The sequence below is a fragment of the Nitrincola sp. A-D6 genome (assembly GCF_000764495.1).
Classification (GTDB): domain Bacteria; phylum Pseudomonadota; class Gammaproteobacteria; order Pseudomonadales; family Balneatricaceae; genus Nitrincola.
On sequence record NZ_JRLB01000058.1, the window covers coordinates 1 to 20253 of the forward strand.

Annotated in this window: 22 protein-coding genes and 1 pseudogene; 16 read left to right on the forward strand and 7 right to left on the reverse strand. The window is 50.3% G+C overall.

What is annotated here, in order from left to right; all coding sequences use genetic code 11:
• The first annotated feature begins 109 nt into the window (after positions 1 to 109).
• Positions 110 to 1870, forward strand: a complete 1761-nt coding sequence (locus LH51_RS10495; RefSeq protein ID WP_036522119.1) for a DNA/RNA non-specific endonuclease — start codon at positions 110 to 112, stop codon at positions 1868 to 1870.
• 57 nt (positions 1871 to 1927) lie between these two features.
• On the opposite strand, the gene nhaC is transcribed toward LH51_RS10495, so the two are convergent.
• Positions 1928 to 3430 (reverse strand): Na+/H+ antiporter NhaC, encoded by a 1503-nt coding sequence (nhaC, locus tag LH51_RS10500; RefSeq protein WP_036522120.1) that lies wholly within the window; start codon positions 3428 to 3430, stop codon positions 1928 to 1930.
• Between the two features lie 258 nt (positions 3431 to 3688).
• Here nhaC and LH51_RS10505 point away from each other — a divergent pair, with 258 nt between their 5' ends.
• From LH51_RS10505 to LH51_RS23575, 7 genes are all read left to right on the forward strand, one after another.
• Positions 3689 to 4165, forward strand: a complete 477-nt coding sequence (locus tag LH51_RS10505; RefSeq protein WP_036522122.1) for an Lrp/AsnC family transcriptional regulator — start codon at positions 3689 to 3691, stop codon at positions 4163 to 4165.
• Positions 4166 to 4178: 13 nt separating this feature from the next.
• The gene (locus LH51_RS10510; RefSeq protein WP_036522141.1) at positions 4179 to 4976 is read left to right on the forward strand and encodes a DODA-type extradiol aromatic ring-opening family dioxygenase; all 798 of its coding nucleotides are present in this window, start codon (positions 4179 to 4181) and stop codon (positions 4974 to 4976) included.
• Entirely contained in the window at positions 4976 to 5698 is a 723-nt protein-coding gene (locus LH51_RS10515; protein WP_036522123.1) for an alpha/beta fold hydrolase, read from the forward strand. Before LH51_RS10510 ends, LH51_RS10515 begins: the two co-directional genes overlap by 1 nt.
• Positions 5689 to 5853, forward strand: coding sequence for a hypothetical protein (locus tag LH51_RS20850; RefSeq protein ID WP_160173721.1), 165 nt, complete (start codon positions 5689 to 5691; stop codon positions 5851 to 5853). The genes LH51_RS10515 and LH51_RS20850 overlap by 10 nt, the downstream gene beginning before the upstream one ends.
• Before the next feature lie 41 nt (positions 5854 to 5894).
• Positions 5895 to 6278, forward strand: a complete 384-nt coding sequence (locus LH51_RS10520) for an MAPEG family protein (RefSeq protein ID WP_036522124.1) — start codon at positions 5895 to 5897, stop codon at positions 6276 to 6278.
• A 72-nt stretch (positions 6279 to 6350) separates the two neighbouring features.
• The gene (locus LH51_RS10525; protein WP_268746561.1) at positions 6351 to 7013 is read left to right on the forward strand and encodes a DUF2235 domain-containing protein; all 663 of its coding nucleotides are present in this window, start codon (positions 6351 to 6353) and stop codon (positions 7011 to 7013) included.
• Positions 6923 to 7363 (forward strand): phospholipase effector Tle1 domain-containing protein, encoded by a 441-nt coding sequence (locus tag LH51_RS23575; RefSeq protein WP_268746562.1) that lies wholly within the window; start codon positions 6923 to 6925, stop codon positions 7361 to 7363. The genes LH51_RS10525 and LH51_RS23575 overlap by 91 nt, the downstream gene beginning before the upstream one ends.
• 21 nt (positions 7364 to 7384) lie before the next feature.
• Here the strand turns inward: LH51_RS23575 and LH51_RS10530 are convergent, their stop codons facing one another.
• Positions 7385 to 8752 carry a hypothetical protein gene (locus LH51_RS10530; RefSeq protein WP_036522125.1) on the reverse strand — a complete coding sequence of 456 codons (1368 nt, stop codon included), beginning with the start codon at positions 8750 to 8752 and terminating at the stop codon, positions 7385 to 7387.
• Between the two features lie 329 nt (positions 8753 to 9081).
• Here LH51_RS10530 and cowN point away from each other — a divergent pair, with 329 nt between their 5' ends.
• Positions 9082 to 9381, forward strand: a complete 300-nt coding sequence (gene cowN, locus LH51_RS10535; RefSeq protein WP_036522127.1) for a N(2)-fixation sustaining protein CowN — start codon at positions 9082 to 9084, stop codon at positions 9379 to 9381.
• Here the strand turns inward: cowN and trxC are convergent.
• Entirely contained in the window at positions 9378 to 9821 is a 444-nt protein-coding gene (trxC, locus tag LH51_RS10540) for a thioredoxin TrxC (RefSeq protein WP_144244246.1), read from the reverse strand. The genes cowN and trxC overlap by 4 nt on opposite strands.
• A 155-nt stretch (positions 9822 to 9976) precedes the next feature.
• Positions 9977 to 10825: an SDR family oxidoreductase gene (locus tag LH51_RS10545; protein ID WP_144244247.1), complete on the reverse strand. Its 849-nt coding sequence runs from the start codon at positions 10823 to 10825 to the stop codon at positions 9977 to 9979.
• An 88-nt stretch (positions 10826 to 10913) separates the two neighbouring features.
• On the opposite strand from LH51_RS10545, the gene LH51_RS10550 reads away from it, so the two are divergent.
• Positions 10914 to 11327: a winged helix-turn-helix transcriptional regulator gene (locus LH51_RS10550; RefSeq protein WP_036522129.1), complete on the forward strand. Its 414-nt coding sequence runs from the start codon at positions 10914 to 10916 to the stop codon at positions 11325 to 11327.
• 301 nt (positions 11328 to 11628) lie between these two features.
• Positions 11629 to 12437, forward strand: a pseudogene (locus LH51_RS19205) (DUF3541 domain-containing protein).
• On the opposite strand, the gene corA reads toward LH51_RS19205, so the two are convergent.
• A complete protein-coding gene (gene corA / locus LH51_RS10560; RefSeq protein WP_036522130.1) occupies positions 12405 to 13469 on the reverse strand; it encodes a magnesium/cobalt transporter CorA in 1065 nt (354 codons plus the stop codon). The pseudogene LH51_RS19205 and the gene corA overlap by 33 nt on opposite strands.
• 143 nt (positions 13470 to 13612) lie before the next feature.
• Here corA and LH51_RS10565 point away from each other — a divergent pair, with 143 nt between their 5' ends.
• Genes LH51_RS10565 through LH51_RS10575 form a run of 3 tightly spaced genes read left to right on the forward strand, consistent with a single transcriptional unit; the run spans position 13613 to position 17596 of the window.
• Complete coding sequence (locus tag LH51_RS10565) at positions 13613 to 13981, forward strand: bacteriohemerythrin (protein ID WP_036522131.1); 369 nt, start codon at positions 13613 to 13615, stop codon at positions 13979 to 13981.
• Positions 13939 to 16326 carry an EAL domain-containing protein gene (locus tag LH51_RS19210; RefSeq protein ID WP_052063663.1) on the forward strand — a complete coding sequence of 796 codons (2388 nt, stop codon included), beginning with the start codon at positions 13939 to 13941 and terminating at the stop codon, positions 16324 to 16326. The genes LH51_RS10565 and LH51_RS19210 overlap by 43 nt, the downstream gene beginning before the upstream one ends.
• Positions 16319 to 17596 carry an MFS transporter gene (locus tag LH51_RS10575; RefSeq protein WP_327124787.1) on the forward strand — a complete coding sequence of 426 codons (1278 nt, stop codon included), beginning with the start codon at positions 16319 to 16321 and terminating at the stop codon, positions 17594 to 17596. The genes LH51_RS19210 and LH51_RS10575 overlap by 8 nt, the downstream gene beginning before the upstream one ends.
• A gap of 70 nt (positions 17597 to 17666) precedes the next feature.
• On the opposite strand, the gene LH51_RS10580 is transcribed toward LH51_RS10575, so the two are convergent.
• The gene (locus LH51_RS10580) at positions 17667 to 18446 is read right to left on the reverse strand and encodes a glycerophosphodiester phosphodiesterase (RefSeq protein WP_144244248.1); all 780 of its coding nucleotides are present in this window, start codon (positions 18444 to 18446) and stop codon (positions 17667 to 17669) included.
• 138 nt (positions 18447 to 18584) lie between these two features.
• Between LH51_RS10580 and LH51_RS10585 the strand changes: the two genes are divergently transcribed.
• Both LH51_RS10585 and LH51_RS10590 read left to right on the forward strand, forming a co-directional pair.
• On the forward strand, positions 18585 to 19085 hold the full coding sequence (locus tag LH51_RS10585; RefSeq protein WP_052063665.1) for a GNAT family N-acetyltransferase: 501 nt from the start codon (positions 18585 to 18587) through the stop codon (positions 19083 to 19085).
• Positions 19086 to 19087: 2 nt separating this feature from the next.
• Positions 19088 to 19927: a 23S rRNA (adenine(2030)-N(6))-methyltransferase RlmJ gene (locus tag LH51_RS10590; protein WP_036522132.1), complete on the forward strand. Its 840-nt coding sequence runs from the start codon at positions 19088 to 19090 to the stop codon at positions 19925 to 19927.
• A 47-nt stretch (positions 19928 to 19974) separates the two neighbouring features.
• Here LH51_RS10590 and LH51_RS10595 read toward each other — a convergent pair whose 3' ends face one another.
• Positions 19975 to 20247 carry a hypothetical protein gene (locus LH51_RS10595; protein ID WP_036522133.1) on the reverse strand — a complete coding sequence of 91 codons (273 nt, stop codon included), beginning with the start codon at positions 20245 to 20247 and terminating at the stop codon, positions 19975 to 19977.
• Between the last annotated feature and the right edge of the window lie 6 nt (positions 20248 to 20253).

Consider the following 20253-nt stretch of genomic DNA (forward strand, 5'->3'; position numbering starts at 1 on the left):
CGGCGCCTGACGGGCCGGGTGCGCCGCCACCTGGCAGGAGGCATCAGGCAGTGCGGCAACAGACAGTGATGGGCTGGCTGTCGATACGGCCGCCATCGAGGCACAAAATGTGGCGGCTGCCACCCCCGATCCGGAAGCGGCGGGTACGGTGCCTGATGATCAGGCGGCTGACACGCGCGAGCCACGCCATGGCCAAGTATCGATCCGTATGCTGGAAGAGCCACCGGTTGCCCTGCCGCGAACCAAGGCTCAGCAGGAAGCCGATGTGCACGCCGCAGCTGAACTGGTGCGCACATTAGCCGATAGTGGCGAGACAACCGATGAGCTGGATAATTATTTCCCGCGGGTGAAAGAGCGTTTCAAGCTGAGTCAGATTGGCTATGTATTGGACGGATCAGGCGTTAGCATTCTGCTAAAAGTTAACTCCGAAGAACGTGTACCTGTTCGTGAAGAGCTTCAACGACTGGACCATCCGTTGATTCAAGGCGATCCGGCACGGGCCACCAAAATTGAATACCACACAGACGACCGCATCTACAGCAGCTTGTCAGATCCAGTCTATACCCGCTCCCAGTCCGGCCTGGGTGTGCGGATGGTTGCCGATCCGCTGACGCCTTTACATGGCCAAGGCTCTGGCCCCAGAGGAACAGCGCTGGCGGATGTATTCGAACTTCTTGAGACCCAGGGCGAGACGGGAAGTCATGGCTATATTAAAGGCCACCTTCTCAATGATAATCTGGGTGGGCCAGGGGAAGACAGAAACCTGTTTCCTATCACTCAGACTGCGAACTCCCGGCATCATTCAGAAATAGAGAACACAGCGAAAGAGCTGGTCAATGATCATCATTTTTGGGTGCGCTATAACGTGGCTATGCATGAGACTGATCAGATGCGCTATATTGATCGGGCTGGCCATCCCCGGCTTGCCATCAACTCGGTGATTGAGGCGCGGCTTGATGTGCTGAAATCTGATTTGCGCAGTTCACGTGAAGTTGTGCGTGTATCTATCCCGTCGCGTTTCAACCCTGAAAGAGGCCATGTTGACTATCGTGATATGACGCGCCGTCAGTTGCAGGAGGTTGTAGATCAGCAAGGCGTCGATGCGGCTGCAGCACAAGCCGAGATTGATCGTCGCGAAGATCTGACTCATCGTTTTGATGCGGCGCCTGAAAATCAGATGGACGGGGCGACTGATAATGATCTGCTCAAGGAACTGCGTAGTGAAACAGCTACAGAATTTCAACAGGATACTGATGTTACCCAGGATCAGGTTCTGCTGAGTACGGCTCGTTCTGGTGCTGACAGGTCTCTGATACTGGAGCCGGATACTATCACTGCACTTCGTGGTTTGGCTGGTCTCAACGCCGCTGATAGCCCTTTTGAGGGTGCCGCGACACTGGATAAACGTTTAGCCGATGCTGCCATCGGCACTTCAAACCATACTTTGCTGCTGCAAACAGCCGAGGCCGCATTACAGGCGCGAGGCCCAAGTGGTGATAACGATCTTGCTGAAGTCACGACACTGAGTGAGCCGCAAAAGGACGTACTGCGACAAATCAATTCGGCTGGTCCGATAGAAGCTATTCGTGCCGTCATTGGTCAGTATCGAAAAGAAAATAATTCGCTCGCTCGTCTTGAGGGGTTGCCCGGTCTGCCATCTGAAGCTGATCTGGATTATTTCAACAGGCAATTTTCGCAGGCACGTCAAACCGAACGCGTAGCCTTTGCCGGGCTTGTCGCGGCCCGATACAGAACCCGCTCAGCAGGGCGGTCAGCATTACAGGCGATGGGGAAGTGGGGCAGCTCGGCCAGTTTCTATACGTCCCTGCGTACGAAAATCCTGGCTTTGCCTGCTGGTGATATAGACTGATCTGATGAGTTTGCCAGACGCTGGATCACTATGGATACCAGCGCCCAGCAACCTGGCTTAGCTCTTGGCTGTAGCAGGGTCAATCGTGCTGTTGTCAGCGATTGCCTCACCCTGTTCTTTCCACAACTGACGTTCCTCATCAGTCGCCTTTGGAGAAAACAGCCCAAGCTGGGCGTAGATAATTCCGATCACTGGCGATAACCAGCAGGCGAACGCGAGCGGAATATACAGCAGATTCTCGACTTGACCTGTTGTGATGCCCAGGCCCAGTGCCGCGATGACAAAAGCACCGCCAGCATTCCAGGGAATGAGGGGTGAGATCAGGGTGCCACCTTCTTCAATTGCACGGGACAGGTTCAGCGTTGAATAGCCCATACCACGATAAATGGGTGCATACATCCGACCTGGTAACGCAATGGACAGGTAGGGATCACCAGCGACCAGGTTGGTGGACATGGATGTGCACACAGCGACAGTCTGCAGACTGCGGAAGCTATGCACTTTGGTCATAATCGACTTGATAATGGATTCCAGGCAGCCGGTTTTTTCCAGTGCCCCACCAAAACCCAGTGCGATCAGTACTAATGAGATGGTCCACATCATCGATTGAACACCACCACGATTCAGCAGACTGTCAATCGCGGCAACACCGGTTTCAATTGAGTAACCGGAATTAGCGTAGGTCAGCAGATCATGCACGCCAACACCTTGAGCGATCATCGCCGCCACCGCGCCTGCCAGAACACCGGCAAAGAGCGACGGAATGGGTGGCATGCGTTTAACAGCTAAGGCAATGACCAGCAAAGCTGGCAGGAGTAACCAGGCTGAAATAACAAAGTTGTCATTCAGTGTGCTGGTGATGGCATTGATTCGTTCGAAGGATGAATCCCCGTCTTCGATCAATGTGAAGCCAGCTACAAAATAGATCACCAAAGCAATCAACATCGCCGGAATCGTTGTCGGCATCATGTTTTTAATGTGAGAGAAAACATCGGTCCCGGTTACGGCGGGTGCCAGATTGGTGGTGTCGGACAGAGGAGATATTTTATCGCCAAAGAAAGCGCCGGATACTACGGCTCCTGCCGTCCAGTACATTGGAATATCGAAACCCGCGCCAATACCCATCAGTGCCAGACCCACGGTACCTACGGTACCCCATGAGGTCCCCAATGATACAGATACCACAGAGCACAAGATCATGGCAGCCGCCAGGAAGATCGTTGGCGACAGAATGATCAGACCATAGTAAATCAGGGTCGGTACAGTACCACTGGCAATCCAGACACCGATGATCATGCCGACACAGATCAATACGGATACGGATGGCAGGGAAACATGGATAACGTGAAACACGCCTTCCTCAATATTTTTCCATTTGTAGCCCAGTTTGATCCCAACCAGGCCAGTTATCGCCAAGCCGATGGCTAGCGGAATATGCGGTGTAAAGTCACCGAAGTAGAAGAGTTGTATACCCAGTACCAGCAGGGTCAGGACAACCGGAGTGAGTGCCAGGCCCAGTCCCGGTTTTTTGATGTCATGTAACTCTGATGATTCAGTCATAGTTATATCCTTTGTTTGGTGCGCATTAATAAAGCGAAAAACCCAGCGCTACTTTTAAAGTAGACCAATCCTGGGTTTTCTCATCTTTGAGCGGATGCCGCGTTGTACATGAGAGCGATGATGGCACGGATCCGGGGATTATTATTGTTAGCCCTCATAACTACAGTATCAGCCTTTATTCCTAGGAAGTGGCTCCAAATAATGCTAAATTGCTTACCAATAGGCCTATAAATGACTATTTAACAGGAAAAAAGACTAATGAGAATTGACCGTATAGATCGTGAAATTCTGCGTCAGCTTCAGGAGCATGGCCGTTTGCCTATCGTAGAACTGGCCAGTCGCATCAACCTGACTAAAACACCTTGTGCCCAACGGGTTCGTCGGTTGGAGGAGGCGGGGGTTATTCGTGGGTATCGTGCTGATCTGGATCCGGAACAAATGAATGCCGGTCATGTGCTGGTGGTACAGGTGACTATGGATAAGACCAGCGAAGATGCACTTGAACGTTTCAACGAGGCAGTACGAAAAATCCCGGAGGTGCAGAGTTGTTACATGGTAGCAGGGAATTTTGACTACCTGCTTAAGGTCAGAACACACGATATCAACCACTACCGTGCTGTTCTGGGTGCCCAGATAGGTCAATTACCGCATGTGCACCAGACCCACTCTTTTGTGGCGATGGAAATCGTCAAAGATGAGATTACGGTGCCTGTGCCGAATGAAAGCATCAGGTAATATGGAGGGTTCTATGAAATCATTACCTAAAGCATTATTTATTTCACACGGCGGCGGACCTTTACCCTTGTTGGGTGATCCAGGCCACAGTGACATGGTGACTTGTCTGCAAGGCATTGCCACGAATATGCCTCGACCGGATGCCATACTCGTGGTCAGTGCGCATTGGGAAGAGTCGGTGCCGACCCTGACGGCACTGAGTACGCCCCCATTGATTTATGACTATTATGGCTTCCCGCCAGAATCATATGATATTCACTATCCCTGCGCGGGTGAGCCGTCTTTGGCCCGAGAGATATATCACCAGCTCGGGAATGCGGGTATTGAGGCCAGACTGGATGAAACCCGAGGGTTTGATCACGGCGTTTTTGTACCGTTAAAGATTATGTATCCGGACGCTGATATTCCCTGTGTTCAGTTATCTTTGGTAAACGGCCTTGATCCTGCTTTTCATATCAAGATAGGTAATGCACTGCAAAACCTCGCCAGTCAAAATGTGCTGGTAATCGGTTCAGGGTTTTCTTTCCATAACCTGAAAGCCTTCTTTTCGCCCGATAATGCTCAATCGCGTCAACTCAACGAGTCCTTTGAGCAGTGGTTGCAAACGGTCACTACAGATACATCGCTGTCAGAACAGCAGCGACAAGAATTGTTGATCAACTGGGCGGATGCGCCTGGTGCGCGTTTCTGCCATCCCAGAGAAGAGCATCTTTTGCCGCTGCATGTATGTTACGGAGTAGCTCAGGCGCCCTGTGCCGAGCAGTACGAAGTCACCATTTTGAATAAAAAGTCGAGTATGTATTTGTGGTGATGATTAAAAGATTAGTGTGTTTATGGATTTTACTGCTGTTCAGCAGCGGATCGGGTGCGTCAGAGTTTGATTCAACCTATGTGTCAGTAACCATGGTGGGTTCCGGAGACGATGTGATTTTAGTCAATGGACTCGCCTCTTCACCAGAGGTGTGGGCTGAAACAGTAGATCAACTCCAGTCCAGCTATCGGGTGCATCTGTTTAGTATCAAAGGGTTTGCAGGCACGCAAGCTGCTCCTTCGACACCTGATTATTATCTTGAAGCCTTGCGTGACGAGGTTCTGGGCTATATTCAGCATGCCCAATTGGACTCGCCTGTAATAATTGGGCATTCGATGGGTGGACTGGTGTCTTTGATGGTAGGTAGTGCCAGTCCTGATGCGATCAGCAAGATCATTGTGGTTGATGCGCTGCCCTTCTACAGCCTGTTGTTTAATGCTGAAGCGACTTCGGCACAAGTGGCTCCATTTGCCTTTGGCTTGGAGAAACTGCTGCTGGCGATGAGTGCTGCACAATATGAAGCGCATGTGCGCAAGGCTGCGGGTATTATGGTGAAGTCTTCTGAGCGGATTGAAACCATCGTCCATTGGGCCAACACCACGGACCGTGCTGTCAATGCGCAGTTAGTGCGTGAGGTAATGACCTATGATGGCCGGGCGTTACTTGATCGAGTTAGCGCGCTATCCAGGTCATATATGCCTATGACCCAAGCATGCCGATAACAGCTGAACAACTGGCCAGTCTTTATCAAACGGCTTATTCCCGCGCTGAGACAGTGGAGCTGATGCAAATTGATGATGCCTACCACTTTATCATGTGGGATCAGCCGGAAGCTCTTCATGAACATTTGTTTAATGTGCTCATAGATAGCCAATGATATGCTTTACAACACTAGATAGAATATATAGGAATTAGGTCATGTCTATCACGCCGATCTATGCCGCTTTATTGGCACTGTTGTTTGTCTTTCTAAGTTTTCGCATCATTCGTTTGCGTCGCGCATTGCAGGTAGGCCTGGGGGACGCCGGTGACAAACAGTTGGGTCGGGCTATCCGGGTGCATGCCAACTTTGCGGAATATGTACCGCTGGGACTGTTGCTGGTGTTTTTTGTTGAAGCACAGCAAGCGCCCTTTTGGTGGGTGCATGTGTTGGGCTTACTCTTACTGCTAGGGCGCCTTTTGCATGCCTACGGAGTGGGTCAAGTGAATGAAACGCTTATATTTCGTATGCTTGGAATGATAATGACCTTTGCATCGGTGGTTTTTGCGGCCATTTATTTGCTGGTTAGCGTGTTATTTTAAGGGTTTTTGTTGAGCGTTTTTTGAACAGTGGCGGGATTGCTGCTATGAATAATGAACAAACAGGAGGTTCTTATGAAACGTATCATCATTTGTTCCGATGGCACCTGGCAGTCTCCCGAAAGTGACAACCCCACTCATGTGCTGAGGGTGGCACGTGCAATTGCACCTGAAGATCTACAGGGAAATAAGCAGGTAGTGTTTTACGATTGGGGGGTAGGTACTGAAGGTGACCGGGTTCGTGGTGGCGCTACAGGCGCCGGGCTCGATAAAAACATCATGGATATCTACCGTTTTATTGTGCATAACTATGATGATGGCGATGCCTTGTTTCTCTTTGGTTTCAGCCGTGGTGCCTATACAGTCAGATCACTGGCTGGCTTGATCCGCAATGCGGGTATTTTGCGGCGAGAACATGCCGAACTGATTTCCCATGCCTATGAGCTGTACCGCCAGCGTTCTGCTGATTCAAGACCCTTTAAGGAAAAATCCACAGAGTTTCGGCAGCTGTATGCAGTGGCTGATATTACCCGGATTCGCTTTATCGGTGTTTGGGATACCGTGGGTGCGTTGGGTATCCCTGCACCCTTTTTGGGTACCCTGGTACTACCCGTTATCTGTTTCATGATACTGAGCCCAGCAGCATTATCGATTGTGCCCGCCATGCCGTGTCGATCGATGAGACCCGCGAAGACTTCGAACCCACCCTCTGGTCGCAAAAGCCGAGCGTGGATCTGAAACAGGTCTGGTTTGCCGGGGTACATACGGATATCGGTGGTGGTTATGCAGATCATCGCCTGGGAGATCATGCCGGGAAGTGGTTGTTGGATGAAGCCTGTCAGTGTGGGCTGACCTGTGCACCCCATCTGGAGACACAATTGCACCCTGATCATCAAGGCCCGAAGCACAATGAGTACCGCGGTTTTTACCGGGCATTGCGCCGTTCCAAGGTGCGTGAAGTGCAGCCGTTGCTGCACCAAAGCGTCAAGGCGCGCTGGGATGATCCGTCCGTCGACTATGCCAGCCCTGCGCTACAGCAATTACTGGCACGTGAGGGAGGCTGGCAAGGCATAGACCTGGTGTCCTGAATTGGCAGCAAGTTACCCGTTTCAGGAATCAAAGGTAGCGCCATAGGCTTTAACCCCGGACTCTTTCAGTGCATGCATAGCGTCGATGGTGAACTTCTGGTTCGACATAACAAAAGCCGCTTCAGGGTTATAGTGATCACATGCTTTGAGTAGCAGGGCAATATAGGCTTTGTCAGTGAAATTTTGCAGGTCTGGATCATGGGTGTTGAGTAAGTGGATATTGATATCCTGATTGGAAATCTTGTCCATCAGGCTTTTGAGCAAGGGCTCGGTAAATTCTTCAGGCTGGTCTTTTCCAATCCATAACACGTTGATCCGTGTCTGGGTATTTAAAACCAGGCACGGAATTACCGGCGCAATCCCACCCCCGGTTACAACAATCAGAATATTGTCATAATTCGCATGGTGGTACATAAAGCCTTTGAAACGGCGCATTTTTGCGGTGGTTTCCGTTAATAAGAAGTTACCATTTTTGGTCGACTCTACCACTTCCGTGGTTCTATCACCCGCAGGTGTGATGTAGATTGCACGGTTATTCTGGTCATCAAAATCAATCATGGAATCGCCAAATGGATGGAAATGACGGTTGCTCAGCGTAATGCGTGTATAAGTACCAAAGCTGGGTTTTCCTGGTATACGCATGCCAATAACATGGGGGGCGACATGAACAAGTTCTGGGTAGACTTCGCTGACACCGATCCAGGGTGCTATCAACAGGACGATAATGGCGAGGATAAGATAGGTTTCAGGTCGACTAAGGAAATCAATTAGCGAGTAGGAAGACTCAATGCCAGTTTGCAGGAAATAGGCTACCAATAGTGTAACAGCCAGATATCCACCATAACGGTGAATATTCTCGAAGTGATTGTGATATTTACGTCTAAAGATGGCAAATGACGTCAGAATAATGATCGACACAACCCCCAAAAGAGCTACCAATAAGACTTCATCCATATAAGGAGCTGCAAAAGGCTTGTATCCAGTATGCACACCTAGCCATACGAGCATTGAGATGGCCATGAAACGGTGGAAAAAACCGATTCTTTCTGAAAGGTTATGCCAGGTATGTAGCTTGCCTAAACGACCGATAGAGTGATGTAACAGGTGATTAACCGTATAGCTGCGAGAGACAATGGTTAGCGTCAAGCTGATAAGTGTGACGAGTGCGGCGGTCTCCGCGATATCCTGGCTTTCCTGTATATAGTGCCAGGCAAGCAGGTTTAACAGGCCAGCTAGCGTCAGCCAAAACAGAAACGCAGGGAGCGCATTGTGTAGTTGCCGTGTCAGGCGATTATTGATTTTTCGACGATAATCCGTGGGGGCTTTTCTGAATGCGGCGATGATCTGCTCAAACGCTTGAAATTGCTCAATAGATTCTTTGCTTTTCATGTAGTCCTCCCTGTTTGCTTACCTCCAGATAGACTGCATCATAGTTTGTTGCACAGGTGAGTCATTGAGCCTGGTCAGTTCATTGGGACTTAGCAACTCTTCCAGCCGATTATTGCATAGCCTCCCTATAGTGCGATAAACCTGACAATTTTCAGGTTTATCGGCTATAAAGCTACACTATACATTCAATATCATTCAGTTAATCAGGCTGTATTGGCTTTATTTTATTGACCTGTGACAGGTAGTTGTCGGATAAATCCCCGATCTTCTCTGAGTGGTTCTGTTTTTGCATCCACACTATAAACTCTACAGCGAATAAGGAGACTGGTATGGATGAAAGGCTTAAGGGTGATACAGCAATTGACCGTTATGTAACCTTCAAGGGTATTGATTGTGACGGTAATGCGGCTCGGGTTATGAAATTGATAGAGCAGTATGCGGTAGATGAACGTTATGCTTCACCTTTCTGGGATTATTTTTTTAATAAACGCCATCCATCCTCTGGGCCTGAGCCCGATGATTTGTTCCTGATCCATACTAATATTAATCAGATTTATGATCTGTTTCAGAGTGCTGAAGATGAAGCCGCACTGGCGCTGTTGCAGTGGGTGGAGTTTAATTGTTGTTAAGATGCTTTTGGTAGTGACTGTTGAACCCACTGCTTGAACTGGGCAGGCGGCAGCGCCCCGGACATACGTGCAATTTCTTTACCCTGACGGAAAATAATCAGGGTGGGGATACTGCGAATGCCGAAGCGGCTGGCTAGTTGAGCCTGGGCTTCTGTATCCACTTTGGCCAGGCGTATCTGCGGTTCCAACTCGGCCGCCATTTGGGTGAATACAGGTGCAAATTGCAGGCAGGGACCACACCAGGGTGCCCAGAAGTCCACGACTAACGGCAGGTCTGCACTGGCATGGGCGTCGAAGGTATTGTTGTTCAGGTCAATCGGTTTTGCCGCAAAAAGCGTATCTTTGCAGGCCCCGCACTTACCTTCGCCGGCAAGTTTTTCTGTCGGAATTCGATTTTTACGGTGGCAGTGTGGGCATGTAACAATCAGTGAGCTGGACATAGGCTACCGCTTCAGATGCAAATAATCAGATACTTTCTGTTATTCTAATATAAAAGATCTGTGAAACGACATCTCTTTTTTGAAATCGCCTGGTAGATGCATCTTTGGACAGCTATAGTCCCTCCAAAGATGCTGCCAGGGCTGTCAGAGGCTTTTCAGTGCACTTTGTATGGCACTTTCGAGAGATGTAGTCGGGCGCCTATTAGCTGGCTGAGTTGGCGGCTGTCGTCGAACAGAGCACCTTGGCTGGCACCGCTGTCTGAGTCGGACAGTAAGTTTGCCAAGGGCTCGGGTAGACCGATGCTGATCAGCGTGTCGCGAAAATCAGCTTCCGGCAAGTTCTGATAGTTTACGCTTTTTCCGGTCAGTCGACTGATTGTGGTTGCATATTCGGCAAGTGAATAAGAAGTGTCTCCTGCCAGTTCGTAGGTTTTTTGATAGTGTTGGCTAGCGCCAAGCAATACTTTTGCTGCGGCTGTTGCATAATCATGACGTGTGGCTGATGCAATTCGCCCTTCATCCGCACAACCCAGCAAAACACCCTGCTCCAACGCAGCAGGAAGGCTGGCCAGGTAATTTTCTGTATACCAGCCATTGCGCAGCACAACCCAGTTGAGCCCGGAGGCTTTCAGCATTGCTTCTGTCTGGCGGTGCTCTTCAGCCAGGCCTAAGGGTGAGGTATCAGCGTGTAGCAGGCTGGTGTAGGCCAGCATGGACACCCCTGCTTTTTTTGCCGCTTCTATCACGTTTTGGTGTTGACTGGCACGTTGACCGATTTCACTGGATGAAATTAACAGCAGTTGCTGAATCCCTTCAAGTGCCTGATCCAGGCTTTCGGGTTGTGTATAGTCCATCTGGCGAATCTGCACACCTCGCGCTTGCAGGTCGGACACGCTAGCCGGTGTACGTACACCGGCTAGGATCTGCTCGGCGGGGAGTGTTTGAAGTAGGGTGTCAATGACCAGTCGGCCAAGTTGTCCGGATGCGCCGGTAATTAAAATCATGCTGTTGCTCCTGAAGTGTATTGAACAGTGGATACAAGATTAGCATTCGTGCTAACTTATAGTAAGTACGTACAAAAAGGTAAGTGTTATGGGACGATATCATGCAAAAGCACCTGGGTCAGGCGTGGCGCTGAGTGAGCAAATGCAACGTGGGCAGGTTTTTTCTGAGCGCTGTCCTTCGCGCCAGGTGTTGAACCATGTAACCAGTCGTTGGGGCGTGCTGGTTTTGATTGCCTTATTGGAGGGGACGTATCGTTTCAGCGAGTTACGTCGAAAAATCAAGGGCGTTAGCGAGCGGATGCTGGCGCAGACGTTGCAATCGTTGGAAGCGGATGGTTTTTTATTGCGTAAAGCCTACCCAGTTGTTCCACCTCATGTAGAGTATAGCCTGACGCCTTTGGGTGAAGAGGTAGCTGATAAGGTACAAGTGCTGGCTGATTGGGTTGAAGAGAACCTGAGCCGCGTGTTACAGGCTCAGACTGAGCGGGAGATGTCGGTATGAAGAGACTGTCGGAGATCCGTCAGTACCTGTTGTTCGTTGTACTCTTGTCTGTATTTGTATTACAGGCTTGTGGACAGCATGCGGCCGTTCAACCTCAGGAACAGAGCGTTGTTTCGGGCATACGTACACATTACGAAGAGGGGTTGGATACGCTGCCTTTATCTTTGCAGCGGCATTATGCTCAGCGTCTTTACCGTGTCACTGGTGATGAGCAGTTTTTGCCTTACCAGCAACGCCATGCGCAACAGCTGATCAGAACCTTGCAGCGTGATATTCAGGCTTATCGTTACAGGCTGACTACGTGCTTCAGCGTGATCAAATACTGTCCGAAACGCGCTCCACACGGACGGAGCGCCAACGTCAACGAGCCGCTTTGTTTGATGCTTATCCAGGCATGGCCTTTGCTACAGATATGGTTTTTCGGATGGTACAGCTGGAGTACTACGGATTATTGGATGCCGCGTTGGGCGATAATAACGAGGTTGTATATCAATTTTTGGAAAGTGCCGATTTTGGCCGTTTCCTGCTCAGTGAGGCGGCTATTCGTCATTATGCGGCCCAAGCCGCCAATCAGGTATGGTTTTTGTACCAGTTGGGGTGGTTGATCTGCGCGATGCGTTTATACAGCGTTTTCAAGACATCTATCCGCCTTCAGGGGATGCTGACCTGAGTCGCGCTGAGTGGCATAACAAGATTTACGGTATGACCCATATCGTGATTGCGGCGAGCCGTTACTATCAGGACACCTTGTCACCTGATTCTTTTGCCTGGATTACCGATTACTTTATTGATCAACTGCCACGGCTCCTGGACACAGCGACGGAAGATATTCTGGCGGAAGTCGGCATCAGTCTGGCATTAACCGGGCAGTTATCCCATCCGGCTGTTGCGTCTATCCGGCAGTCTTTGATCACAGCCTACGATACCGAAGTACGTATGATTCCATCACCCAGTGGGAGTACTGATTTTGCCCGGGGAGAGCATCGTAACGTATTGGCACTGATGCTGCTGATCTGGCCAGATCAGCTATACACTGGCCCGCATATAGATCCGGCAACACTGGATCTATTTATGCCTTCACAGCCAGTGACGGCGCCGGAAGTAAAGTAGTAAGCCTACGGCAACGCAGAGCATAAAGCCGATGACGGCAGGGTAGGCCCAGGGGTAATTTAACTCCGGCATGAATGCGAAGTTCATTCCGTAGACCCCGGCAATAAAGGTTAATGGCATGAAAATGGTGGCGATCAGTGTCAGCGTTTTCATTACATCGTTCATACGATTGTTAATGCTTGAAAGATAGAGGTCGAGCATGCTGACCAGGAGTTCCCTCAAGGTCTCAATGGTATCCAAAATATGAATGGTGTGGTCGTACACATCGCGTAGATAGAGGCGGGTTTCGTCACCTATGAGTGGGTTTTCATCTCGCATCAGGTGATTTAACAGCTCTCGCAGTGGCCAGACAGCTTTGCGTAACAGCAGCATTTCCCGTTTAAAGTGATGGATTCTCCCGAGTGTATCGGGTGTCGGTTGCGTGACCAGTTCGTCTTCCAGGACTTCGATCTGATCACTCAGGCTTTCCAGAAGCAGGAAGTAATGGTCTACCACGGCATCTATGAGCGCGTAGGCAAGATAGTCGGCCTGTAATAGTCGCTGGCGCCGGCCATTGCGCAGCCGCTCACGGATGCCGTTAAACACATCGCCTGGACGTTCCTGTATGGAAATCAGCAAGCGGTCACTGAGAATCAGACTGAGCTGCTCTGTACGAATCTCCTGGGTTTTGTCGCAAAACTGCAACATTTTCATGACTATATACAAATAGCCCTCATGGGCCTCCAGTTTAGGACGCTGGTCAGTATTGAGGATGTCTTCCATAACCAGTGGATGCAGTTGCAGCAATTTGCCTAGCGATTCTATGACAGACACCTGATGTGAGCCGTTCAGGTTGATCCAGGAAATACTGTCACTGGTGAGTAACCTGGCACAATCAGCCGGGTTATCTAATTCAAACTCGCTGAGCTGGTGCTGATCATAATCGATAACTTCCAGGGTGATTTTCGCGTTGTTTTGCTCGCCGACATGGACCAGCGTGCCGGGTGCTGCTCCGGTTTTTTTCCCGCGTTTCATTACCAGCTTGTGTGCCATCTGAACTTTCCTGAGTCATTAACCCTATGTGATAGCATATCCGAGATGCTTTAGTGGGTACAATTAAAGCATGCAGGGTTGTTTGCTTTGAATTATGCTCAAGGTAGAGTTGGACTGGTGATGCAGCGGCATAGAGCTGCATCATGCAAGGGGAGCGGGGTGAGCGCTTGATGCAGATTGATATTTTTCCCTGGAATCAGAATTTTGATACCGGAATCGCAGAGCTGGATGATCAACATCAGCAGTTGGTGGGGATTCTCAATCGTTTGGCTGCGCAGTTTATGGCACGTGCCGACATTGATGCATTGGCACTGGAGGCTGTGTTTGATGAATTGTCTGCTTATTCCATTTATCACTTTGAAGCTGAAGAAGCGATCTGGCAGCAGTATCTTGCTGATGAAGCGTCAGAATATACCATCGGGCCGGCCATCAAGCCTTTATCTCACAATTGGATAGGCTACGGACAACCTTGCCAGAAAAACAGGCAGATGAAGTTGCCGAGAAAACCCTGACTTTCCTGGTAAGCTGGCTGGTTTCCCACATTCTCGAATCTGATCATTATCTGGCTTCTGTGGTGAAGGGAAAGCTGCAGGGATTGACAACTGATGAGGCCTTTGCTGCGGCTAAATCTTCGATGCAGGATGCATCCGACGTACTGATAGACATTATCCGCTCCATCTATACGGCACATTCACGCAATACGCTACGCTTGGGGAGGGAAGTGTCGGATCAGCGCCAAGCCGTTGCTGATGCTTTGCAAGCCAAGTCAGAAGCATTGGCTATTTCACATCAACGCTTGTTGAATATTCTCGATGGTACCCATGCTGCTGTGTATGTTGCTGATATGCACAGCTATGAAGTGCTGTTTATCAATGCGTATGCCCGTCAACTACTGGGTGATGTGGCTGGCCGGATTTGTTGGCAGGCGATTCAGGGGCGTTCTGCTCCTTGTGATTTTTGCACCAATGACCGATTGCTTCGGGCTGATGGAAAGCCTGGCGAGCCAGTGGTCTGGGAGCATTATAACGATCAGCTTCAACGTTGGTTCCAGCTGCATGATCAAGCGATTCCCTGGGATGATGGACGTTATGTCCGCTTGGAAATTGCGCTGGATATCACTGATCAGAAGGATCTGGAGCAGTCACTGCGTGATAGTGAAGAGCGCTATCGGGTGATCTTTGAGCAATCGCGTGATGCCATGATGATCATAGCACCACCAGACTGGACTTTTCGGGCGGGGAATCCTGCCATGGTTGAACTTTTTGGTGCGAAGCAGTTTGCTGAACTGCAGTCTCTGACACCGTTAGACCTCTCTCCGGCTCTACAAGCGGATGGGCGCGAATCGGCCAGTATGGCGATGGATATGTTGCAGTGTGCGCTGCAAGATGGGGTTTATTATGGTGAGTGGTTGCATCGACGCCTGGATGGACGCGAAATCCCCTCTACGGTGCTGTTAACGCGCATTCAATTAGCCGGAGAGTTAATGATTCAGGGTACTGTACGTGACATAAGTGTACAGAAGCGCCAACAACAGGCACTGGAGCGCATTGCTCACTATGATCCCTTGACAGGCTTGCCAAACCGCGTGTTGCTGGCGGATCGGATGCAGCAGGCAATGTCTCAGACGCTGCGTCGTGGCACTCAACTGGTGATTGCCTATCTGGATCTGGATGGTTTTAAAGCGATCAATGATCGCTACGGTCATGATGCCGGAGATCGCTTGCTGGTGGTGGTTACAGAGCGCATGCGCGATACCTTGCGTGACAGTGATACTCTGGCGCGCATAGGGGGTGATGAGTTTGTCGCTGTGCTGGTGGATAATCCTGATACTGAGTCTTGTACCCCGGTGCTGATACGCTTACTGGAAGCTGCTGCACGTGAGGTTATTGATGGTGGCTATGTGCTGAAGGTGTCTGCCAGTCTAGGTGTGACTTCTTATCCACAAGAGGCAAGCATTGGTGCAGATCAACTTCTGCGACAGGCAGATCAGGCCATGTATCAGGCCAAACTGTCGGGTAAAAACCGTATTCATCACTTTGACCTGGATCGCGATAATGCTGTGCGTGGGCATCATGAACACATGGCCCGCTTAACTGAGGCGCTCGGGTCTGAAGAGTTTGTGTTGTATTATCAGCCCAAGGTGAACATGCGCACTGGACACTTCATCGGGATGGAGGCATTGTTGCGCTGGCAGCATCCGGATCGGGGGGTGTTACCCCCGGTCGAGTTTTTGCCACTGATCGAAGGCCATTCGCTGGAAATTGCGCTGGGTAATTGGGTGATTGAAACCGCCTTGGCACAACTTGAGCAATGGCAGGATAAGGACTGGTCGGTGAGCGTCAATGTGGGTGCGCATCAGTTGCAGCATCCAGCATTTGTGCAACGACTTCAATCAGCTATACAACGTCACCCGGATGTTTCTCCCCAACGTTTAGAAATTGAGATACTGGAGAGTAGTGCCCTGTTTGACCTGGAGCGGGTATTTATGATTATGGAGGAGTGCCTGGCATTGGGCGTTACTTTTGCACTGGATGATTTTGGTACTGGCTATTCATCTTTAACCTATCTGAAACGCTTGCCTGTACAGACGCTTAAAATAGACCGCAGTTTTGTCCGCGACATGCTGGAGGACCCGGACGACCATGCCATGCTGGAAGGTATTCTGGGTCTGGCCAGAGCGTTTCGGCGTACACCGGTGGCTGAAGGTGTGGAAACCCTGCTTCAGGGTGAACGTTTACTGGCGTTGGGCTGTGAATTGGCGCAGGGGTACTTTATTGCACGACCCATGCCTGCTGACGCTATTCCAGTCTGGAAAACACAATGGCAGTTACCTGAGTGCTGGTGTAACCATGCGTAATACTGAAGCCCCTATCCAGCTTGCCGCCAAGCGTGAAATATTTGGCTGGGCCATGTTTGATTTTGCTAATCAGGGTTACACGCTACTGATTATCACGGTGATCTATGGTGATCTGTTTACTCGAGTCATTGTGGGGGATGCACCGGATTATCGTCTGGGTAACCTGCTCTGGAGCGTGGCGCTGGCGGTTAGTTATCTTATGGTGGTGGTTGCTAATCCGATATGTGGCGCGATGATGGATTATGCCTGTCATCGAAAACGCTATCTGTTCTTTAGTTATTTGCTGACTGTTGTCACCACCGTGCTGCTGTATTTCGTGGAGCCTGGCTGGCTTATCCCCGCTATGCTGTTGATCATACTGTCTAATTTTGCCTATGCCTTGGGTGAAGGTTTTATTGCCAGTTTCTTGCCTGATCTTGGACCGCGCAAGTCGCTGGGGTGGATCTCAGGCCTGGGATGGGGATTGGGCTATATCGGCGGATTGATTGCGACAGCCTTTACACTCTATTTTCTGGGAGCTGTGACGGCAGAAAACTACGCTACTATTCGTTGGGTAGGGCCTTTTGCTGGTGTTTTCTTCCTGATTACGGCAATTCCGACCTTTATCTGGTTACGGGAGCGTGGCTGTAAACAAACCTTACCTCAGGGGCAGAACCTGTTCAGTGCTGGTGTGCAACGACTCCAGATAACCTGGAGTGAGATGCATTATTTCAGGGATTTACGTTCTCTGCTGATTTCGGTATTTTTCGCTATGGCCGGTATTTACATCATCATCGCCTTCTCATTCATTTACGGATCTCAGGTGATCGGCTGGGATGAAGAGGTCAGGGTGTTGATGTTTGTGACAGTACAAATTACAGCGGCAATTGGTGCTATAGGGTTTGGTTTTATACAGAGTCATATCGGCGCGCGTACCACCTATATTATTACCTTGTTGTTATGGCTGCTGGCGATATTGGCGATTTGGCAAACTCCTGCCCTCACGGCGGTAATGCAGCAGTTGTTGGGGGTCAGTTGGCAGGCACAGTATGTGTTTTTGTTTGCTGGCGTGTTAGCCGGTTTGAGCTTGGGTTCGTCACAGTCGGCGGGGCGTGCGCTGGTGGGTATACTGACACCTCGGGGTAAGTCGGCGGAGTTCTTTGGTTTCTGGGGTATGTCTGCCAAGCTGGCGGCGGTTTTCGGGATTCTGGGGTTGGGGCTGATTCAGTGGGTGTTTGGTCTGGCTGATGCGATACTTTTCTGTGTATTGTTATTTGCTTGGCTATCGTGACTGTATTGCCAATGAATGAGCAGCGTGGTGAGCAGGCCGCCGATGCCTGGCAGGATAGGGATGCCGGTGATTAGTTGTGTTTGTCTGTATGGGTTAGCAGACTCAGAATTTGGTCAGTAAAGATCCAGTCGACACCGCGGTAGACTTCTCGATTTACGATGGCGCGCTTTTCAACCATGCCGGTTCCCACCTGTTTACCTGCCTGCTGAAGCTGACGCAGATTGGCTGTTGTGAGCAGGGCGAAGGAGCCGGCTACGGCGCCGTGGCCCAGTGCAAGGTTTTGCTTGATGATTTCACGGGTATTCATTTCGGCAACATCGACATAGGCCGCAGGAGGAATCTGTAAGAAACCTTCCAGGTAATCGGGAACCAGAGACAAGAGGTGATAATCATCAACGGCTGTTAGTGGCCTGAGTGCTTCGGTAATGCGAGCCGGTAACTCTGCTCGATCACGCCAGGAATTCTTTATTTCCAGCATCAGATGTAACTGTCCACCATAGCGTGTGACCACTTCATCCAGATGCGGGATGTCTGGTATGGCTTGGCGCAAGGTGCTGAACGTTGTGTCTGCAATTACCAGATCCGGTCGATTAAACAGGCGGCCGCAGCCTGGGTCATGGTGAATGACCGGTTCAGCATCACGGGTCAATTGAATGTCCATTTCTATGCCCCAGATACCCTGCTGCAAACCTAAGTCAAAAGCCTCCAGGGTGTTTTCCTTTATGCCGCTTCCGTGGACGCCACGATGTGCAATCAATTTTACTTGGGTGTCTGGCACTGTTCTGCTGCCGGGTGCTAGTGCCCAAAGATGATTAGCCAGGCTATTCAGGTAGCTGGAAACGTTGGCCATGATGTGTGTGTCCGCTGATGCTTTTATCACCAGTGTACAAGATCTGTGTTAATAGATCCTGTATAGATAGCCTGATCCAGGCAGCAGTAGAGGTTCTATCAACGTTACTTTTAGGTTTTATCTGATTACAATGCGGCCATGCCTATTGAAATTCGTTTAATGCAATCCACTGATTTACCCTTGGTCTGGCAGATTCAGTGTGCTTGTTATACCAGCTTGCTGGAGCCAGAAACTCAAGCCAGTCTCGGGGCTAAACAGCAGGCGTCACCACAAAGTTGTTTTGTCGCTGAACAGGGTGAGGTTTTGCTGGGGTATGTCATTGCAATACCTTGGGTATTAGGAGTCGTACCCGCGTTGGATGCGCCCAATTGTAATCTGCCTGACCAGGCTGACTGTTTGTATCTGCATGATATGGCGATTGCACCGTCAGCGGCTGGCCAAGGCCTGGGACAGCGCCTGTTTGATGCGGTGACAGCTGTGGCTGGCAAGCTTGAGTTATCTAAATTAGCGCTCACGGCTGTGGCTGGCGCAGAGCGTTATTGGCAGCGACTGGGCTTTATACCCATAGCTCTGCCCCTAAGTGCGACGAAGGTGGCGCAGTACGGCGGCCATATCACTTATATGTCGAGAGAAGTGTAACCATGTTGAGTTACCTGCACGGCTATCATGCCGGCAATTTTGCTGATTTACATAAGCACCACCTGCTGGTGTGCCTGTTGGCCGCGCTGAATCGTAAGAATAAGCCCTGGAATTATTTGGAAACCCACGCGGGGAAAGCACATTACGCGCTCAGCTCAGAGCAATCTGAAAAAACTGCAGAGTACCGTGAGGGGATTGTCCGGCTGTGGGCACAGCAAGATATGCCTGACTCTGTTGCGACTTATCTGCAGCAGATACGTGCGGTTAACCCGGAAGGAACCCTGACTTTTTACCCTGGTTCACCTGCGTTGGCGGCAGGGATGGCCCGTGCAGACGATCGCCTGCATTTGATGGAGCTGCACCCAGGTGAAGTGCAGCAGTTAAAGCGGGCTTTCAGTGATCGTGCGGATGTGGCTGTACACCATCGCGATGGTTATGAGGGTGTGTTGTCACTACTTCCACCCAAACCAAATCGTGGATTAGTGCTGATTGATCCATCCTATGAAGTGAAAAGCGAATATGATCAGGTAGCGGCTTTTTTACCTAAAGCCTTGAAACGATGGCCGAATGGTTGTTTTGCTGTCTGGTATCCGCTGTTGCCAGCGGGGCGCTGGAAAATGATGTTGGAAAGCATCCGCCGTTCGGGTCTTCGTAATATCCTGCGCTCAGAACTGAGAGTGCGCAATGCAAGTGATCAGGGAATGTATGGCAGCGGAATGCTGATCATCAATCCACCCTGGCCGCTGGCCGATACTCTGCAGCAGTCAGAGCCCTGGCTGGCTGAATGCCTGGCTCAGGATGCCGGTGCGGGACAATTGATAAGCTGGCTGGTGGAAGAATAGTGCCGGTCGCTGATATACCCGGCACCTGTTCACTTGTGCCGGGTATATCAGTAAAGCGCTTGCTCGTCTTTGACAACCTCTTTCAGCACATGCAGAAATAACCTGTCGGCTTCACTGAATTCAATCGGAATTTTAACGCTGGTCAGAGAAGATAGCTCTTCAGCTATCAGGTGGTCAGCATCTTTCTGGTCCTGGTGTTTACGGGCGATGGCGATAGCCTTGTCGCAGATCTGCGGATCGGCGAGCACTTTTTTGATAAAACGCATCAGTTCGTTAATCACGCGTTCTTTGTTCTTAATCTCAGCAATGTTGTTACTCATCTTGGC